Consider the following 14,929-nt stretch of genomic DNA (forward strand, 5'->3'; position numbering starts at 1 on the left):
GCCGCCGGGCAGGTCACGGATATGGTGGTGATCGTGGCTGACTCCAACGCGCGCCGCGCGCCGGGCTCACTGGAGGCTCAGGCGATGGCCGCGCTGTGGGCCGCCGGCGAGCCGCTGTCCCCGGCCCAGCTGCAGGCCGCGCTCGACGCCGGCCTGGCGTACAACACCGTGCAGACGATCCTCGTGCGGCTGCACGACAAGGGTCTGCTGGAGCGCCGCCCGGCCGGGCGCGGGCGGGGGCACGTGTACTGGCCGGCCCGGGACGCGGCGACGGCGGCGGCCCAGCAGATGCGGGCGGTGCTGGACGGGCCGACGGACCGGCAGGCGGTGCTGCGCCGGTTCACCGACGACCTCGCCGAGGACGACCTGGCGACGCTGCGCGCGCTGCTGCGGCAGGAGCCGCCGGCGTGACCGTCGCCGTCTACCTGCCGCTCCTGCTGCCGGCCCTCCTCGCGGTCGCCGCGCGTGCGCTGGCCGCCGCGGCCGCGCCGGAGTGGACGGCCCGGGCTCTCGCCGCCGCTGCCGCACTTGCGGCCACCGTCAGCACCGGCAGCCTGGCGCTGCTGGCGCTGACGCTGCTCGACGACCTGCCCGTGCTGGAGGCCCGGGAGCACGCGGCCGCCTACCCGCTGCCCGAGCCGGTCCCGGGCGTGGTGGCGCTGGCCGCGGCGGCCGCCCTGGTCTGGGTCGGCCGGCGCTGCGTGGCGCACCTGCGGCAGGCGCGGGCCGTCACCCGGGACCTGCTCGCCGCCGGGGTGCCGCACGACGGGCTGCTCGTCGCCGACCTTCCCGAGCCGCACGCCGTGGCTGTGCCGGCGGGCGCCGGGCGGGCCGGGCACGTGCTCGTGACCGCGGGCCTGCTGCGGCTGCTGGACCGCACCGAACGCGCCGCGGTCCTCGCCCACGAGCACGCGCACCTGCGCCACCGCCATCACCGGACGGTCGCGTTCGCCACCGCCGCCGCGGCCGCCAACCCGCTGCTGCGGCCCGTCGCCCGGGTCGTCGCGCTGCTCGTGGAGCGCAGCGCGGACGAGACGGCCGCGGCCACGGTCGGGGACCGTCACGTCGTGGCCCGGGCCATCGCGAAGGTCGCCCTGGCCGGCGGGCGGCGTCCCGCCGGTGGGCTCGCGGCCGGCGGGTCCGACGTCGTGCGCCGCGTCCAGGCGCTCACCCGGCCGGCCGCCGGCCGTTTCCGCGCCGCGGGCCGCTTCCGGGCCGCCATGGCCGCGAGCGCGGCGGTCGTGGCCGTCTGTGTGGCGGCGGGCAGCGCCGCGGCCGCCGACTTCGTCGCCGTAGCCCGCGCCTGGCTGTAGTGGCCGCGGGTCGCATGACGGCCGGGCTGGTGATCGCTCGTTGCGCGTCGCCCGCCGCGCGTCGCCCGTCGCCCGGTGCGTGAGTGTCCGGTGCGTGAGTGTCCGGTCAGCCGGGCGCCATGGGCAGCCGGATCCGCAGCAGCGCGCCGCCGTCGGGCCCCTCCTCGACGGTGAGCGTGCCGCCGTGCGCGGCGACGACGTCGCGGGCGATCGGCAGCCCGAGGCCCGTGCCACCGGCCTGGCGGGAGCGGTCGTCGTCGAGGCGCACGAACCGGCCGAAGACCCGCTCCCGCTCGGCCGCCGGGATGCCGGGTCCGTCGTCGGCGACGGTCAGCTCGGCCGTGCCGCCGGCCGCGCTCAGGCCGATCTCGACGCGGCCGCGGGCGTGCCGGGCGGCGTTGTCGAGCAGGTTGCGCAGGACCCGCTGGAGGTGGTGCGGGTCGCCGTCGACGCGGACGGGGCTGACCCGCGCCTCCACCCGCAGGCCCGGGTGGCCCGCGCTGAGCCGGTCGCGTTCGGTGTAGACGATGTCGTCGAGGTCGACGTCCTCCCGGCGCAGCTGCGGACCGGACTCGTCGATGCGGGCGAGCAGCAGCAGGTCGGCGATGAGCCGGGCCATCCGGCCGCTCTCGTGCCGCATCCGGGTGACGTGGACACCGGCGGCCGGCGGCAGGTCGGCGGCGGCCAGCAGGTCGAGGCCGGCGTGGATGGTCGACAGCGGGCTGCGCAGTTCGTGGCTGGCGTCGGCGACGAACCGGCGCTGGGCGTCGGAGGCCGACTCGATCCGGTCCAGCATCGTGTTCATCGTCGTGGCGAGCGCGGCGATCTCGTCGGCGGTGGCCGGCACCGGCAGCCGGGTGTGCAGGTTGCGGGCGGTGATCGTGTCGGCCTGGCGGCGCATCGCGTCGACCGGGCGCAGCGTACGGCCGACGAACAGGAACGTGGCCGCGCCGACGACGAGGGTGAGCAACGGCATCCCCACGGCGAGCGCGCCGATGACCGCCTCGGTCCCGTCGTTGACCTCGTCGAGCGACTGCGCGACCAGGACCGTCCGCGGCCCGTCGGGGGTGCTGACCCCGACCGCCACGATCCGGAAGTGATCGTCGCGGGCGAGCTCGAGCCCGCGCTGCTCGCGCAGCGTCTGCCCCGGCTGGGGTCGCAGCGGGGAGATCGCGCCGACCCCGGCGACGGCGGCCGACGCCGCGACGACCCGCCCACCGCCGTCGACGACCTGGACGACGGTGCGGTCCCGCGCGGTCGGCCGCAGCGTGGCAGCGAGCCCGGCCCCGTCGCCGGTGCCGAGCGCCGCGGCGACCTGGGTGGCGCGCTGGCCGATCGCCTGGTCGATGTTGTCGGTGAGGATGAACCGGGCGGCGACCACGAGCGTCGCCCCGCTGGCGAGCGCCGCGACGGCGACGACGGCCGCCGCGGCGAGCGCGGACCGCATCCGCACCCCGAACCGCCCCGTCAACCGCCCCCACCACCTGGTCATACTCCTGAACCTAGCGGTGGCGACCTGAAGCGGCGCTGAAGACGCCCGCGGGCGTGGTTACCCGCGGCGCCCGACGTAGACGACGTTGACGGCGAACTCGTCCGCGCCGGGCAGCTTCCCCGCGACGGCGTCGAAGGCGTGCGCCGCACGGTTGAGCCCGGGCCGCTCGTACCAGCCTTTGCTCAGCATCGCGAACCCGCGCCGCTGCACGACCTCGAACCCGTGCGACCGCAGCAACCCGTACATCTGCCGGTGGGACAGCTCGGCGAACCACGGGTTGTCCGCCTGCCGGCGGGCCCGCAGGTGACGCACCGACCGGGCGTTGCCGTGGTTCTCGACGACGAGCAGCCCCGCCTCCGCGGTCGGCAGCGCCTCGGCGGCGAACGACAGGGCCCGGTGCCGGACGTCGTCGTCGACGTTGAGCATCAACCGGAACATGGTCACGACCGCCGGACCGGGTGTCGGCACCGGCGACGGTACGGGCCCGTCGGCCGCCACCTGGTGAAACGCGGCGTTGACGCCGAGCTCGGCGGCCTTGGCCATCATGTCGGCGGAGGTGTCGTAGCCGTGCGCCTCGTGGACCAGGCCGTGCAGGGCGCGGATCGCCCGCCCGGTCCCGCAGGCGAAGTCGTGCTGGGTCGGCCGCCAGGTCCGGAACGTCCGCCGCACCAGCGCCCGCAGGTACGCGCGTTGCCGGTCGCCGACATGCGACGCGTACGTGCCCGGCGCGTACGTGGCGTGCTCGTACTTGTCGACCGCGTCGGCGTTCTGGAACACCTTCGTGTAGCCGTTGGTCATGCGTACCGCCTTCCCCTTCACCTACAACGAGTAGGAGATGGCGGGGACACCCACTCGCACGGCCGTTGGCCCGAACGGAGGACACCCGCCGCCGAGCAGACACCACGCGGACAGGACCGCGGCTCGTGGCCGCGTGATGTTCAGACGGTCATAGACTCACGTTCATCGATGACATGGGCCGGTCCGGAAGGGTCGGACTCCTTGGTTCCGCAACCTGGGAGGGCTCATGGATCGTCGTACGTTGCTGCGCGCCACCGTCGCTGGGGCCGGCGGGCTGGCGCTGCCCTTCACCGCGTGGTCGGCGGCGTACGCCGCACCCGCGCAGAACGCCGCCGGGCCGTACGGGGCGCTGCAGGCCGCCGACGCCAACGGTATCCAGCTGCCCGCCGGGTTCACGAGCTCGGTCGTCGCCCGGTCCCGGCAGACGGTGCCCGGCACCTCGTACGTGTGGCACGACGCGCCCGACGGCGGCGCCGTCATCCCCAACGGCACCGGGTGGATCTACGTGTCCAACGCCGAGACCAGCTCGGGCTCCGGCGGCGGCGCGTCGCGGCTGGTCTTCGACGCCAGTGGCGCCGTGGTCGGGGCGTCGCGGATTCTCTCCGGTACCAACAACAACTGCGCCGGCGGGAAGACGCCGTGGAACACGTGGCTGTCGTGCGAGGAGATCAGCCTCGGCCGGGTCTGGGAGACCTACCCGCTCGGCGGCACCGCCGTGGCCCGTCCGGCGATGGGCCGGTTCAAGCACGAGGCCGCCGCGGCCGACCCGGTACGCCGCGTCATCTACCTGACCGAGGACGAGACCAACGGCAAGTTCTACCGCTTCGTGCCGACCACCTGGGGCGACCTGTCGTCGGGCACCCTGCAGGTGCTGGTGGCCGGCAGCGCCACGTCCGGCTCGTTCACCTGGGCGAACGTCCCCGACCCGGACGGCTCCCCCACCGCCACCCGCAGCCAGGTCTCCGGCGCGAAGTCGTTCAACGGCGGCGAGGGCTGCCACTACGCCGACGACACCGTCTGGTTCACCACCAAGGGTGACAACCGTGTGTGGCAGGTCAACCTCGCCGGCGGCACGTACGAGCTGGCCTACGACGACAACCTGGTCAGCCCCGGCACCGCACCGCTCACCGGCGTCGACAACGTCACCGGGTCGACCGCCGGGGACCTGTACGTCGCCGAGGACGGCGGCAACATGGAGATCTGCCTCATCACGCCGGACGACAAGATCTCCGTCTTCCTGCGCATCACCGGGCAGAGCTCGTCGGAGATCACCGGACCGGCGTTCACCCCGGCCGGCAACCGCCTCTACTTCTCGTCCCAGCGCGGCACGACCGGCGCGTCGTCGGGCGGCATCACGTACTGCGTCACCGGCCCGTTCCGCACCTGATCCACCCACCACGGCAGCGCCGGGCGAGGCATCCCGCACCGCCACGCCCGGCGCTGCCGCCACCGAACCACCCGCCCGACGTTTGTCGACGCGGCCGGAGCGTCGAATACTGGGAGTAAGGGTGTCAACCTCCAGGGCGTGCGACGTCGTGACCGGAAGGACCATCGATCATGGATGCGTCCGAGCTACTGAACACCGCGGTGGCCGATCTGGCCCTGGTGCAGGACGTCGAGCAGGCTCAACAGATCATCCGGGGCGCCGCGAGGCGCCTGGCGAACGCCCACGGCTCCACCGTGGTGCTGCTGGATGACGGATACTGCTTCTACGCCGACGAGGACGCGGTGAGCCCGCTGTGGAAAGGGCAACGATTCCCCGTGCGGCAGTGCATCAGCGGGTGGTCGATGCTCAACCGTGAACCGGCCATCGTGCCGGACATCCAGTTCGACGAGCGGGTGCCGCAGGAGGCGTACCGGCCGACGTTCGTGAAGAGCCTCGTCATCGTCCCGATGCGCGTGGAGGATCCGCTGGGGGCGATCGGCGCCTACTGGATCCAGCCGCACCGGGTCACCGACGAGGAACTGGTCCGGCTCGAGGCACTGGCCGCGGCCGCCGGCGCGGCATTGACCCGTCTCATGGCCCCGGAGACGGCCGAGCTGGTGAGCGCAGAAGCAGCCGGCGCCCTTGCGTAGCGCGACACATCATCATGCGGTCCGGCTCGTCAGCACGGGCCGGGACGAACGGCGGACTGCGCGAGTCCGCCGCGCGATCGCCGGGCCGCCGGCCCGATCACTCCACTGCCGTGCGGTAAAATTCTCGTTCAGGAACTGTGTCAGCACGACCGCGATGGCGGGCGTCGTGTTGACGGCGAGGCGAAAGAACGATCGCCGGTGTCGGACTACCTGGTGCCGTTGCTGCTGAGAACGAAGCCGCCGCCCGCCTGGCTCGGGCTGGTCGTCGCCTTCGCGTGCGTCGCGGCGGAGACCCTCGTGATGTTCCCCCTCCAGGACGGCTCTCCGACCGCCGCCACCGGCGTGGTGTACCTCTGCGGCGTCCTGGTCGTCTCGATGGTGTGGAAGCCGTGGCTCAGCATCCTGACGGCCGTCGCCAGCGCCCTCGCCTTCAACTACGTTCACGTCCAGCCGTACTGGAGGCTGGATTTCACCGCGCGCCGGGACCTGCTGACCGTCGTGGTGTTCATCGCGGCCGGGCTGGCGGTCGGCCACCTGGCGGATCTCGCGCGCGCCCGCGCCGCCGAGGCGGCCGAACGCCGCCAGGAAGCCACCCTCGCCACCGGGCTGGCCAAGCGCATGCTGTGCGCAGCCGATCTGAGTTCGGCGCTCGGCTCGGCGTCGCAGCGGCTCGCGCAAGCGCTCGAACTACGGTCCGCGGTGATCGAGCTCGACGTGGTTCCCGGAGACGGGCAGCGGGCCGCGCTCCCGCTGTGTGACGGTGCGACCCGCCTGGGCACCCTGCTGGTTCCGGCCGACCTCCCCGAGCGGACGCTGGAGCGCCTGCGGCAACGCGTGGTGCCGATGCTGGAGTGGCTGCTGTACGCGGCGCGTGACCACGACACGATCGTCGACTCGCTGAACGCGAGCCGGAAGGTCGCCCTGCTCGTGGACGAACAGGTCGCGTGGCGGCGCGTGGCCATGCTGGTCGCGCGGGGGTCCGCACTCACCGACGTGTTCGACGCGATGACGGAGGAGCTCTGCCGGGCCTTCGGTGACGTCCGCACGGCGCTGATGCGGTACGAGCCGAACCGCACCGCCACCTGCCTCGCCGGCATGAGCGAGCTGGGCGGCCCGACGTCGATCCCGCTCGAAGAAGACGGCATCGTCGGGACGGTGCTGCGCACGCGGCGTCCGGCCCGGATCGACAGCTACGACGGTGCCGCCGGTCCGGCTGCGACGGCCGAACGCGGGCTGGGCATCCGCGCGGCGGTCGGCGTGCCCGTCATGGTCAACGGGTGTATCTGGGGCATGCTCGCTGTCTTGTCCTACACGGCCCAGGCGATACCGCCCGCGGCCGACCGGCGCCTGGCCGACTTCAGCAACCTCATCGCGAGCACGATCGCCAACGCCGAGCATCGCGCGCAGCTCGCCGCATCCCGTGCCCGCATCGTCGCCGCCGCCGACAACACCCGGCGGCAGTTCGAACGGGCCCTGCACGACGGCGCGCTGCAGCGGGTCGTCTCGCTCGGGCTCGAGCTCAGCATGACCGAGGCGGCGATGCCGCCGGAGCTGAACAGGTACAAGGCGCAGCTGTCACACACCGCGCAGGGCCTGAACGGCGTGTTCGAGAGCCTGCAGGAGGTCTCGCGGGGCATCCATCCGGCGATCATGTGCACGGGCGGGCTCGGCGCCTCGATCAAGTCGCTCGCCCGCCGGAGCGCGATCCCGGTGGACCTGAACCTGAACATCGACCGGCGGCTGCCCGACCACACCGAGGTGGCCGTGTACTACATCGTGTCCGAGGCGCTCGCCAACGCCGTCAAGCACGCCAAGGCGACCATGGTGCACGTCAACGCCGAGGCGGAGAACGCGGTGTTCCGGCTCTCGGTGCAGGATGACGGCGTCGGCGGAGCCAGCCTCGGCAAGGGGTCCGGACTGATCGGCCTGCAGGACCGCGTCGAGGCCCTCGGCGGCCACATGGAAGTCGTGAGCCCGGTCAGGCACGGCACAGCGCTCCTGGTCAAGATCCCTCTCGACGAGGTGTCGTAGCCGTTCACCGCCGGCCCGGCGCTCCGCGAGCGCGACCCGCAACGCCCGCTCAGGTCGGCACTGAGCGGACGCCGCGGACCCTGATCACTGCGGGAAGTCGCCGGGGTCGACCGAGTCGGTGTCGGCGTTGCCGCCGACGCTGGCCTTGAGGGTGATCTCCCAGGTGGTGTACTGCCTGCTCGTGGTCTTGAACTCGAAGAGGTCCTCGAACTTCTCGAACTCGCAGGAGCGGGTGAACCCGGCGACGCCCGCGTCCCAGTCGACGCCGGTGGCCATGTACACCTGGTAGTTGCCGTCCTTGACCTTCTTGACCTTGTACGTCTTGCCGGCCGAGACGTAGACCGTCCAGGCCGCGACCTTGCCGCCGTTCGGGACGAGGCTCACGACGACGTCGGTCGTGCTGCCGCTGTTGTTGATCGTGAATTCGCCGGAACCGTTGAGGGTCCCCTTCTTCACCATGGTGCCGTTCCCCAGCGTGCGGGTCTGCTGGGCGACCGGCGCCGGCAGCCACGCACCGAACTTGAAGGCGGTCCCGAAGGCCTTGACCGCGTCCCGGAGGTAGGTCGCCGCCGGCAAGCCGCTCACCTGGGCGACCGCCGCGGAACCGGCGCAGATCTCGCCGTTCTTCGCGTCTCCGGTCAGCGCCACGAAGTCGCTGCCCAACGCGTCGAACGCCCGCTTGAGCTGCTCGTGGCCGGCGGCCGCCTCGTTCGGCGGGGTGACGGACGTGAACCGGGGCGCGCTCGTCTTGACCGCATCGGCCAGGGCCTGCGCGGCCTCGACCGTCGCCGCCTGGTTCTTCGCCGCGGCGACCTTCTGCCACGCCGGGGCCATCACCGCGTCGGCGTCGGTCAGGAGCGTCTGGTACGCGGTGGCGGTCAACGGCTCCGGTGCCTTGCTCGGCGTCGGGCTCGCCGATGCGCCGCCGCCGGCACCCGATGAGGTCCGTTTCTGCTCGGGGTCACCGCCGACGAAGGCCGCGGCCACACCGACACCGCACACGAGCAGGAGCACGGCGGCGACGACGCCGATGATCAGCTTGTTCCTCGACCCCGTGGACGCGCCCCGGTCACCGCTGGGCCACCCCGCGCCCGGGCCGCCGATGACGGGACCGGTGGGCGGCGCGTTCCAGCCGGGTCCACCCTGGGGCGGCATCCCGGACGCGTCCGGCATCCCGTACGCGGGCATGCCGGAGGTCGGCGGTCCGTACGCGGGCATGCCAGAGGTGGGCGCTCCATACGCGGGCATACCGGAAGTGGGTGGACCGTACGCGGGCATACCGGAGGCCGGCGCACCGTACGCGGGCATACCGGAAGTGGGTGCGCCATATGCGGGCATACCGGGGGCGGGCGCCCCATATGCCGGCATACCGGAGGCGGGTGTCGCGGAGGTAGGCATGCCGGACGTGGGAATGCCGGAGGTCGGCATGCCCGACGCGGGAGCGTCAGGTGCGCCCCACGCAGGGAAGTCCGGGTTCGGCCCGGTGGGAGAGGGCGGCGTTGTCACGCGTGCACCGTACCGGTTCAGCTGCATGTGCAGGTGCCCCGACCGGCAGTTGAAGATCACTCTGGCGGACCCCGGCGCCACGACGGCGAGCATCCGATGCGCTGTGGTCGGACTAGACTGATGTCAGTGCAGATCGGTGCGCTGACTCGGCTGGTGCGACCGACACCCCCGCCCCGCGGGCTGGGGATCGCGGTCGCCGCCGCGCTGATCGTGGTCGAAACCCTGCTGGTCTATCCGCTCCGGCTGGCCATGGAGCCGTACTTCCCGGGCATGATCTACATCGTCGGCGTGCTCGTCACCTCGATGATCTGGGGCATGTGGCTCGGGATGATCACCGCCCTGGTGAGCACCCTGGCGTTCATCTACTTCCACGTCCAGCCCTTCGAGAGTTTCGCCGCCTCGGACATGCGGCAGGTCGTCGACCTGGCGGTCCTGCTCATCGTCGCGGTGGCCACGAGCGCGGTGGCGGACCTGTCCCGGGTGCGCGCCATCCAGGCAGAGGAGTCAGATCTCACCGCCGAGCTGGCCAGGCTGCTGCTGTACGCCGACGACCTCCCCGCGGTGCTGCCCGCCGTCGCACAGCGCATCGCGCGATCCCTCCAGCTGCCGGAAGCCGCGATCCACCTCGCGGCCGTCCCCGGCGATGACCGGCACGCGGCGTTTCCCCTGTACATCGACGATGCCCAGCGCGCGACCCTGGTGGTGCCCGCCGAGACGCCCAAGCTGACGATCCAACGGCTGCGGGACAGCATTGTCCCGTCGTTGACACCCCTGCTGCACACCAGCTGGGAACGTGCGGCCGTGCTGAGCTCCCTCGAGACGAGCCGGGAGCAGCTGCGCCGGCTCGCCGCCGAACAGGCCGCGCTGGGGCGGGTGGCGAAGCTCGTGGCCGGCGGCAGTCCTCCGGCCGAGGTCTTCGACGCGATCACCACCGAGCTGCACGGACTGATGAGCGAATACAGCACGTGGCTGTGCCGCTACGAAGCCGACGGCTCGGCCAGCGTCGTCGCGACCAACCTCACCGATGAGCTCACGACCGACGTGCGCTGGCCCATCGATGGCGAGAACGTCCTGGTCAAGGTGCGGGAAACGGGGTGCGCCGCCAGGGTGGACAGCTTCAACGACGCGGCCGGCCCCGTCGCCGCGCACGCCCGTGACCTGGGTATCCATTCCGTGGTCGGGGTGCCGATCGTGGTCGACGGGCGGCTGTGGGGCGTGGCGGGCGTGGCGTGGGTCCGGTCCGAGCCGCTGCCGCCCGGCACCGAGGCACGCGTCGCGGAGTTCACCGACCTCGCCGCCACCGCCATCGCCAACGCCGACGGCAAGGCCGAGCTCTCCGCGTCCCGGGCCAGACTCGTCGCCGCCGCGGACCAGGCCCGCCAGCGCATCGAACGCAACCTGCACGACGGCGCGATGCAGCACTTCCTCGCCGTCGCGATGCAGCTCGGTGCCACGGAGGCCATCCTGCCGCCGGAACTGACGGAGGCCAGGTCGGAACTGGCGCACGCCCGGCGCGGTCTGAACAGCGCCATGGACAACCTGCGCGAGATCTCGCGGGGCATCCATCCGACGTTGCTCGCCTCGGACGGTCTGCCGACCGCGCTCAGGGCACTCGCCCGCAGATCCCCGGTGCCGGTCGACCTCGACGTCCACACCGACCAGCGCATGCCTCCGGTGGTCGAGACGGCCGCGTACTACATCGTTTCCGAAGCGCTGACCAACGCGGTCAAACACGCGCACGCCACGGTCGTGCACGTGCAGGCGACCCGGAACGACCTGCTGCACCTGTCGATCTACGACGACGGCATCGGCGGCGCCGACCCGCACCGCGGCACCGGCCTCACCGGCCTCCAGGACCGGGTCGAGGCGCTCGGCGGGCACCTCACCATCACCAGCCCGGCCGACGGCGGCACCCGGCTGTCGGCCACCATCCCGACCGATTCCTTCCCCATGCATGTCTCCTGAGCCGGCGGACCGCGGCGGGCTGGAGCCGGCCTGGCCCTTCGTCAGGCGGCCGCGATGGAGTAGGCGCCGCTCGCGCAGCCGGTGATGCGCCAGCCGCCCGGCACCCGCTCGGCCGACGCGTCGCGGACGTTCGTGGTGCGCAGGCTCGGCTCGGCCGCGCCGGGGAACCAGACGTCGAACTGGCAGTTCGCCGGGTCGGGCGGGGCGGTCGCGGCGATCCGCAGGTCGGTGCCGCGCGGGCCCGCCGTCAGTGACGCCAGCCGGCCCGGGATGGCCCGGGGGTAGGCGCGCGACAGCGGTTCGGCGAAGGGTGCCGGCGGTGGGGTCGATTCGCCCGTACGGCAGTCGACCGCGACCAGGTTGCCGGAGGTGGCCGCGTCGGCGCCGGTCTCCGGCGAGCCGCAGCCCTGCCGCCAGACCCAGAACGCGCCGCCGATGCCGAGCTTGTCCTGGGCGGCGGCGAACCGCTGTACCTTGGCGCCGTCCGTCGCGGGTTCGCCGAACCAGCCCCATTCGCCGGGCCACAGCGCGGCACCGTAGGCGGCGGCCGCGCGGGCCGACACGGTGAGGTTCCGCTCGATCGACGCGATCGTCAGGCCCAGGCTCTGATCCATGCTGATGGACTCGCTGTACGGGTGCGGGGCGAACACCAGCTGCCGGTCCGCGGTGAACCCAGGTGGCGGGGTCACGTCGAAGCCGAGACCGGACCACAGCACGCTCGGCTGGAAGAAGACGACGTGGGGAAACCCGCCGGCGGCGCCCTCGGCCGCGCGGATCGCGGTGATGGCGGCGTCGTAGAACCGGCCCAGCAGCAGCCCCGAGCTGGTCGGCGGGTTGGGCCCGATGCCCGGCTCGTTGAGCAGGTCGTATCCGGCGACGGCGGGTTCTCCGGCGAAGGCGCCGGCGACGAACGCCCAGGCGCGGACGAGCTCGGTCTGGATGCCGTCGCGGTCGGCGTACAGGTTGCCGTACGCCGTCGCCACCGCGGGCGCGAGGTCCCGGGCCAGGAACTGGCAGTGTGCCGTGCCGTCGGTGATCGTCGCCCAGGCCGGCGCGCCGTCCCAGCCGGTGGTCGGGGTGGTGCCGCCACCGCACCGCTCGGAGGGCCGCGCGAGGGCGTTGCCCCACGCGTCCTGGTGCATGTCCAGCACGGTGTAGATCCCGTGCGCCTTGGCGCCGGCGACCGCCGCCTGGATCTCGCGGAGGTACGACTGGTCGAACCTGCCCCGCTCGGGCTCCAGCCGCGACCACGACATGCCGAGCCGGATCACGTTGACGCCCATCGCCGCCATCTGGGCGAAGTCGTCATCGGTCAGCGGCCGCGTCGCCGGCACCGCCGGATCGCGCAGGTAGTAGTCGATCAACTGGTTCACGTTGACGCCCCGCAGGATCACCTGCCGGCCGGTGACGTCGCCGATCGTGGCCATCCCGCCACGCCGGGGCGCCGGGTGGACCACGAGCCGCTGCATGCCGCCGGTCCCCGCGACCGCGGCGACGGACGGCGGTCCGGGCTGCACCGGTGCGCCGATGGCCGGCGCGAGCGCGAGGATCAGCACCCCGACCGCCACGAGGACCACCAGCCGCGGTCGCGTGCCGCGACGCAGCAGCAGCACGGACGGCCACCGCGAGCCGATCCCGGCCACGACGAGCGCCGCGGCCAGGCCGATGGCCGCGCCGTAGCTGAGCCCCGTCGCGACGCTGATCAGCGCGGTGCTGATCCACCAGCTGTCCGGCCCGGCTCCGGAGAGGTGGTCCGACAGCGGCGCGGTCGCCGCGCCGACGACCCCGAGGCCGAAGCCGGCGACCACGGAGGCCAGCCACACGGTCACGCCGCCGCCGGGCAGCCGGCGTCCAAGGGCCCGCACGACCGCCGCGACGACGGCGAGGAACACGGCCATGCCGAGGAGGAACCCGAGCACGCCGTTGGCGGCGGTCGGAGCGACGAGGAACCCCGCGAACGCGTACCCGACTGGGCCGCCGCGCCACCACTGCGCCGCCGGACCCACCGCGGCGAGCGCGGCCACGGCGAACACCACGAGCACAGGCGCGAGGACCGGCCGCGCCGCCGGGGACTCGTCCCGGGAACGGGCGGCCGGGCCGACTCGGTAGACGAGCGCGGCGCAGGCCGCCACCACCGCGCCGACGACGACGTACTTCAGTGCCGCGAAGCCGCTCGTGCTCACCGCGTACCGCAGCGCCGAACCGACGGAAAGATGCCGCCCCAACACGGGAATCACCGACACGAAGCCGCTCGCGGCGCTCGCCCAGACGCTCGCGCCGACGGTCGCGACCCAGGCGGCGACGAACACCCACCGGGCCGCCAACCGCCCGCCGGCGAGCAGGACCGGGACCGCCGCGCCGGCCAGCAGGACCGGAAGCCCGACCACGAGCGGCGCCCAGCGGTAGGCGCTGCCGGTGCCGGCGAGGGGCAGCCCTCGGCCGCCGACCGGCGCGAGCAGACCCGAGGGATCCGTCGCGGCGCCGACCGCGACGACGGCGACGAGCAGGGCGACAACGGTCGCGGCGGCGCAGGCCTGCGGCGCGGCCCAGATCCGTCGGAGGGTCATGAGGGCGAGTTGGCTGTCATAGTGAACGCGATTCTTACTCGCGTTCGGCGGTTTGTCAGCCCCCTCCGGCCACGTCTGCGGTCGGTGTGGCGGCGGGTGCGGCACCCGCCGCCATCAGCTCACCTTCTGTAGTGCGCGGCGATGCGGGCCAGCTCCGCTCCCCGCCCCTTCATGTACCGCTGCCCGACCCAGGACGTGAAGGCGGCGAGCGCGGCCGGCGACGAGCCCGGCGACCACGCCTCCTCCTTGGTCAGGTCGAAGTAGGTGAGCAGCTTGAGGTCGGGGTACGCGCCGGTGCGCAGCGTCGCGTTCATGTTCCTCAGCCACTGCGCCTTGTCGCCGCCGTCCTCGGTCGACGCGAACTCGGCGATCGTCACCGGCCGGTTCGGCGCGACGGCGCGGGCCTTGGCGTACGCGGCGGCGAACGTCTCGTCGAAGGTGGTCCAGTGATCGCCGGCCGGGTCCCACGACGGGCCGAATCCCCAGTTGTAGCCGTCGATGCCGACCCAGTCGACGTACGCGTCGCCGGGGTAGGCGGCGGCCGGGTCGTTGTAGGGCGCATCCGGTGACGAGCCGTTGTTGTAGGCCCACACCCACTGCACGTTGCGCGCGCCGGCGGCCACGACGAGGTCGTGCACGTGGCGGTACGCCCGCACGTACTGGGCCGGGTCGGCGTTGTTGTTGGCGATGCCCCACGGATACCAGTTGCCGTTGAACTCGTGGCCCCAGCGGACCAGGATCGGCATGCGCACGGCGGCGAACTCCTTGGCGCGCGCCGTGATGTAGCCGTCCCACGAACCGTCGATGATGTCCTGCAGGTGGATCTGCGCGGGGTCGTTCGGGCCGAGGGCGGTGTCCCAGGGCTCCCAGGTGTAGTGCGGCATGATGCCGTGCCGCCAGAGCGTCCTGGCCTCCGCCACCGGGAAGGGGCGACCGCTCGCCCAGCTGTCGAACCACATCACGCTGGCGGGCGTGACGCCGTACAGGCTTCTGACGTTGGCGGCGATCGTGGTGGGGTCCTCCTCCCGGAACATGCCCAGGTACCGCGTCGGCGCCGCGTCCCGGCCGGCTCCGGCCGCGGCGGTGCCGGCGCCGGACACCACCAACGCGACGGCGGCGGCCGCCGCGCACAGCAGTGTTCGCATCCGCATGTTGCCTCCCAATCGATGTTGAGAGCGCTC

At 73.1% G+C, this 14,929-nt stretch carries 11 protein-coding genes; 6 read left to right on the forward strand and 5 right to left on the reverse strand.

From position 1 onward, the window contains the following. Positions 1–33: 33 nt before the first annotated feature. Both AB0J72_RS19120 and AB0J72_RS19125 read left to right on the forward strand, forming a co-directional pair. On the forward strand, positions 34–411 hold the full coding sequence (locus tag AB0J72_RS19120; RefSeq protein WP_344500552.1) for a BlaI/MecI/CopY family transcriptional regulator: 378 nt from the start codon (positions 34–36) through the stop codon (positions 409–411). Beyond that, positions 408–1,313, forward strand: coding sequence for a M48 family metalloprotease (locus AB0J72_RS19125; RefSeq protein ID WP_363400413.1), 906 nt, complete (start codon positions 408–410; stop codon positions 1,311–1,313). The genes AB0J72_RS19120 and AB0J72_RS19125 overlap by 4 nt, the downstream gene beginning before the upstream one ends. Positions 1,314–1,419: 106 nt before the next feature. On the opposite strand, the gene AB0J72_RS19130 is transcribed toward AB0J72_RS19125, so the two are convergent. After that, positions 1,420–2,805 (reverse strand): HAMP domain-containing sensor histidine kinase, encoded by a 1,386-nt coding sequence (locus AB0J72_RS19130; RefSeq protein WP_363400415.1) that lies wholly within the window; start codon positions 2,803–2,805, stop codon positions 1,420–1,422. A gap of 57 nt (positions 2,806–2,862) precedes the next feature. Continuing rightward, entirely contained in the window at positions 2,863–3,603 is a 741-nt protein-coding gene (locus tag AB0J72_RS19135) for a methyltransferase domain-containing protein (protein WP_363400417.1), read from the reverse strand. A gap of 226 nt (positions 3,604–3,829) precedes the next feature. On the opposite strand from AB0J72_RS19135, the gene AB0J72_RS19140 reads away from it, so the two are divergent. The 3 genes from AB0J72_RS19140 (at position 3,830) to AB0J72_RS19150 (ending at position 7,710) form a co-directional block, all read left to right on the forward strand. Continuing rightward, positions 3,830–4,990, forward strand: a complete 1,161-nt coding sequence (locus AB0J72_RS19140; RefSeq protein WP_344500544.1) for an alkaline phosphatase PhoX — start codon at positions 3,830–3,832, stop codon at positions 4,988–4,990. A 170-nt stretch (positions 4,991–5,160) separates the two neighbouring features. After that, positions 5,161–5,679 carry a GAF domain-containing protein gene (locus AB0J72_RS19145; protein ID WP_363400419.1) on the forward strand — a complete coding sequence of 173 codons (519 nt, stop codon included), beginning with the start codon at positions 5,161–5,163 and terminating at the stop codon, positions 5,677–5,679. 198 nt (positions 5,680–5,877) lie between these two features. Next, positions 5,878–7,710 (forward strand): DUF4118 domain-containing protein, encoded by a 1,833-nt coding sequence (locus AB0J72_RS19150; RefSeq protein ID WP_363400421.1) that lies wholly within the window; start codon positions 5,878–5,880, stop codon positions 7,708–7,710. 84 nt (positions 7,711–7,794) lie between these two features. On the opposite strand, the gene AB0J72_RS19155 is transcribed toward AB0J72_RS19150, so the two are convergent. After that, entirely contained in the window at positions 7,795–8,928 is a 1,134-nt protein-coding gene (locus AB0J72_RS19155) for a hypothetical protein (protein WP_363400423.1), read from the reverse strand. A 384-nt stretch (positions 8,929–9,312) separates the two neighbouring features. Between AB0J72_RS19155 and AB0J72_RS19160 the strand changes: the two genes are divergently transcribed. After that, positions 9,313–11,181, forward strand: coding sequence for a DUF4118 domain-containing protein (locus AB0J72_RS19160; RefSeq protein ID WP_363400425.1), 1,869 nt, complete (start codon positions 9,313–9,315; stop codon positions 11,179–11,181). A 41-nt stretch (positions 11,182–11,222) separates the two neighbouring features. Here the strand turns inward: AB0J72_RS19160 and AB0J72_RS19165 are convergent, their stop codons facing one another. After that, positions 11,223–13,748 carry a cellulase family glycosylhydrolase gene (locus tag AB0J72_RS19165; protein WP_363400427.1) on the reverse strand — a complete coding sequence of 842 codons (2,526 nt, stop codon included), beginning with the start codon at positions 13,746–13,748 and terminating at the stop codon, positions 11,223–11,225. Between the two features lie 119 nt (positions 13,749–13,867). Continuing rightward, positions 13,868–14,899, reverse strand: coding sequence for a glycosyl hydrolase (locus tag AB0J72_RS19170; RefSeq protein ID WP_363400429.1), 1,032 nt, complete (start codon positions 14,897–14,899; stop codon positions 13,868–13,870). Positions 14,900–14,929 lie beyond the last annotated feature (30 nt).

Origin of the sequence: Dactylosporangium sp. NPDC049742 (assembly GCF_040674675.1) — a bacterium.
Taxonomy (GTDB): domain Bacteria; phylum Actinomycetota; class Actinomycetes; order Mycobacteriales; family Micromonosporaceae; genus Dactylosporangium; species Dactylosporangium maewongense.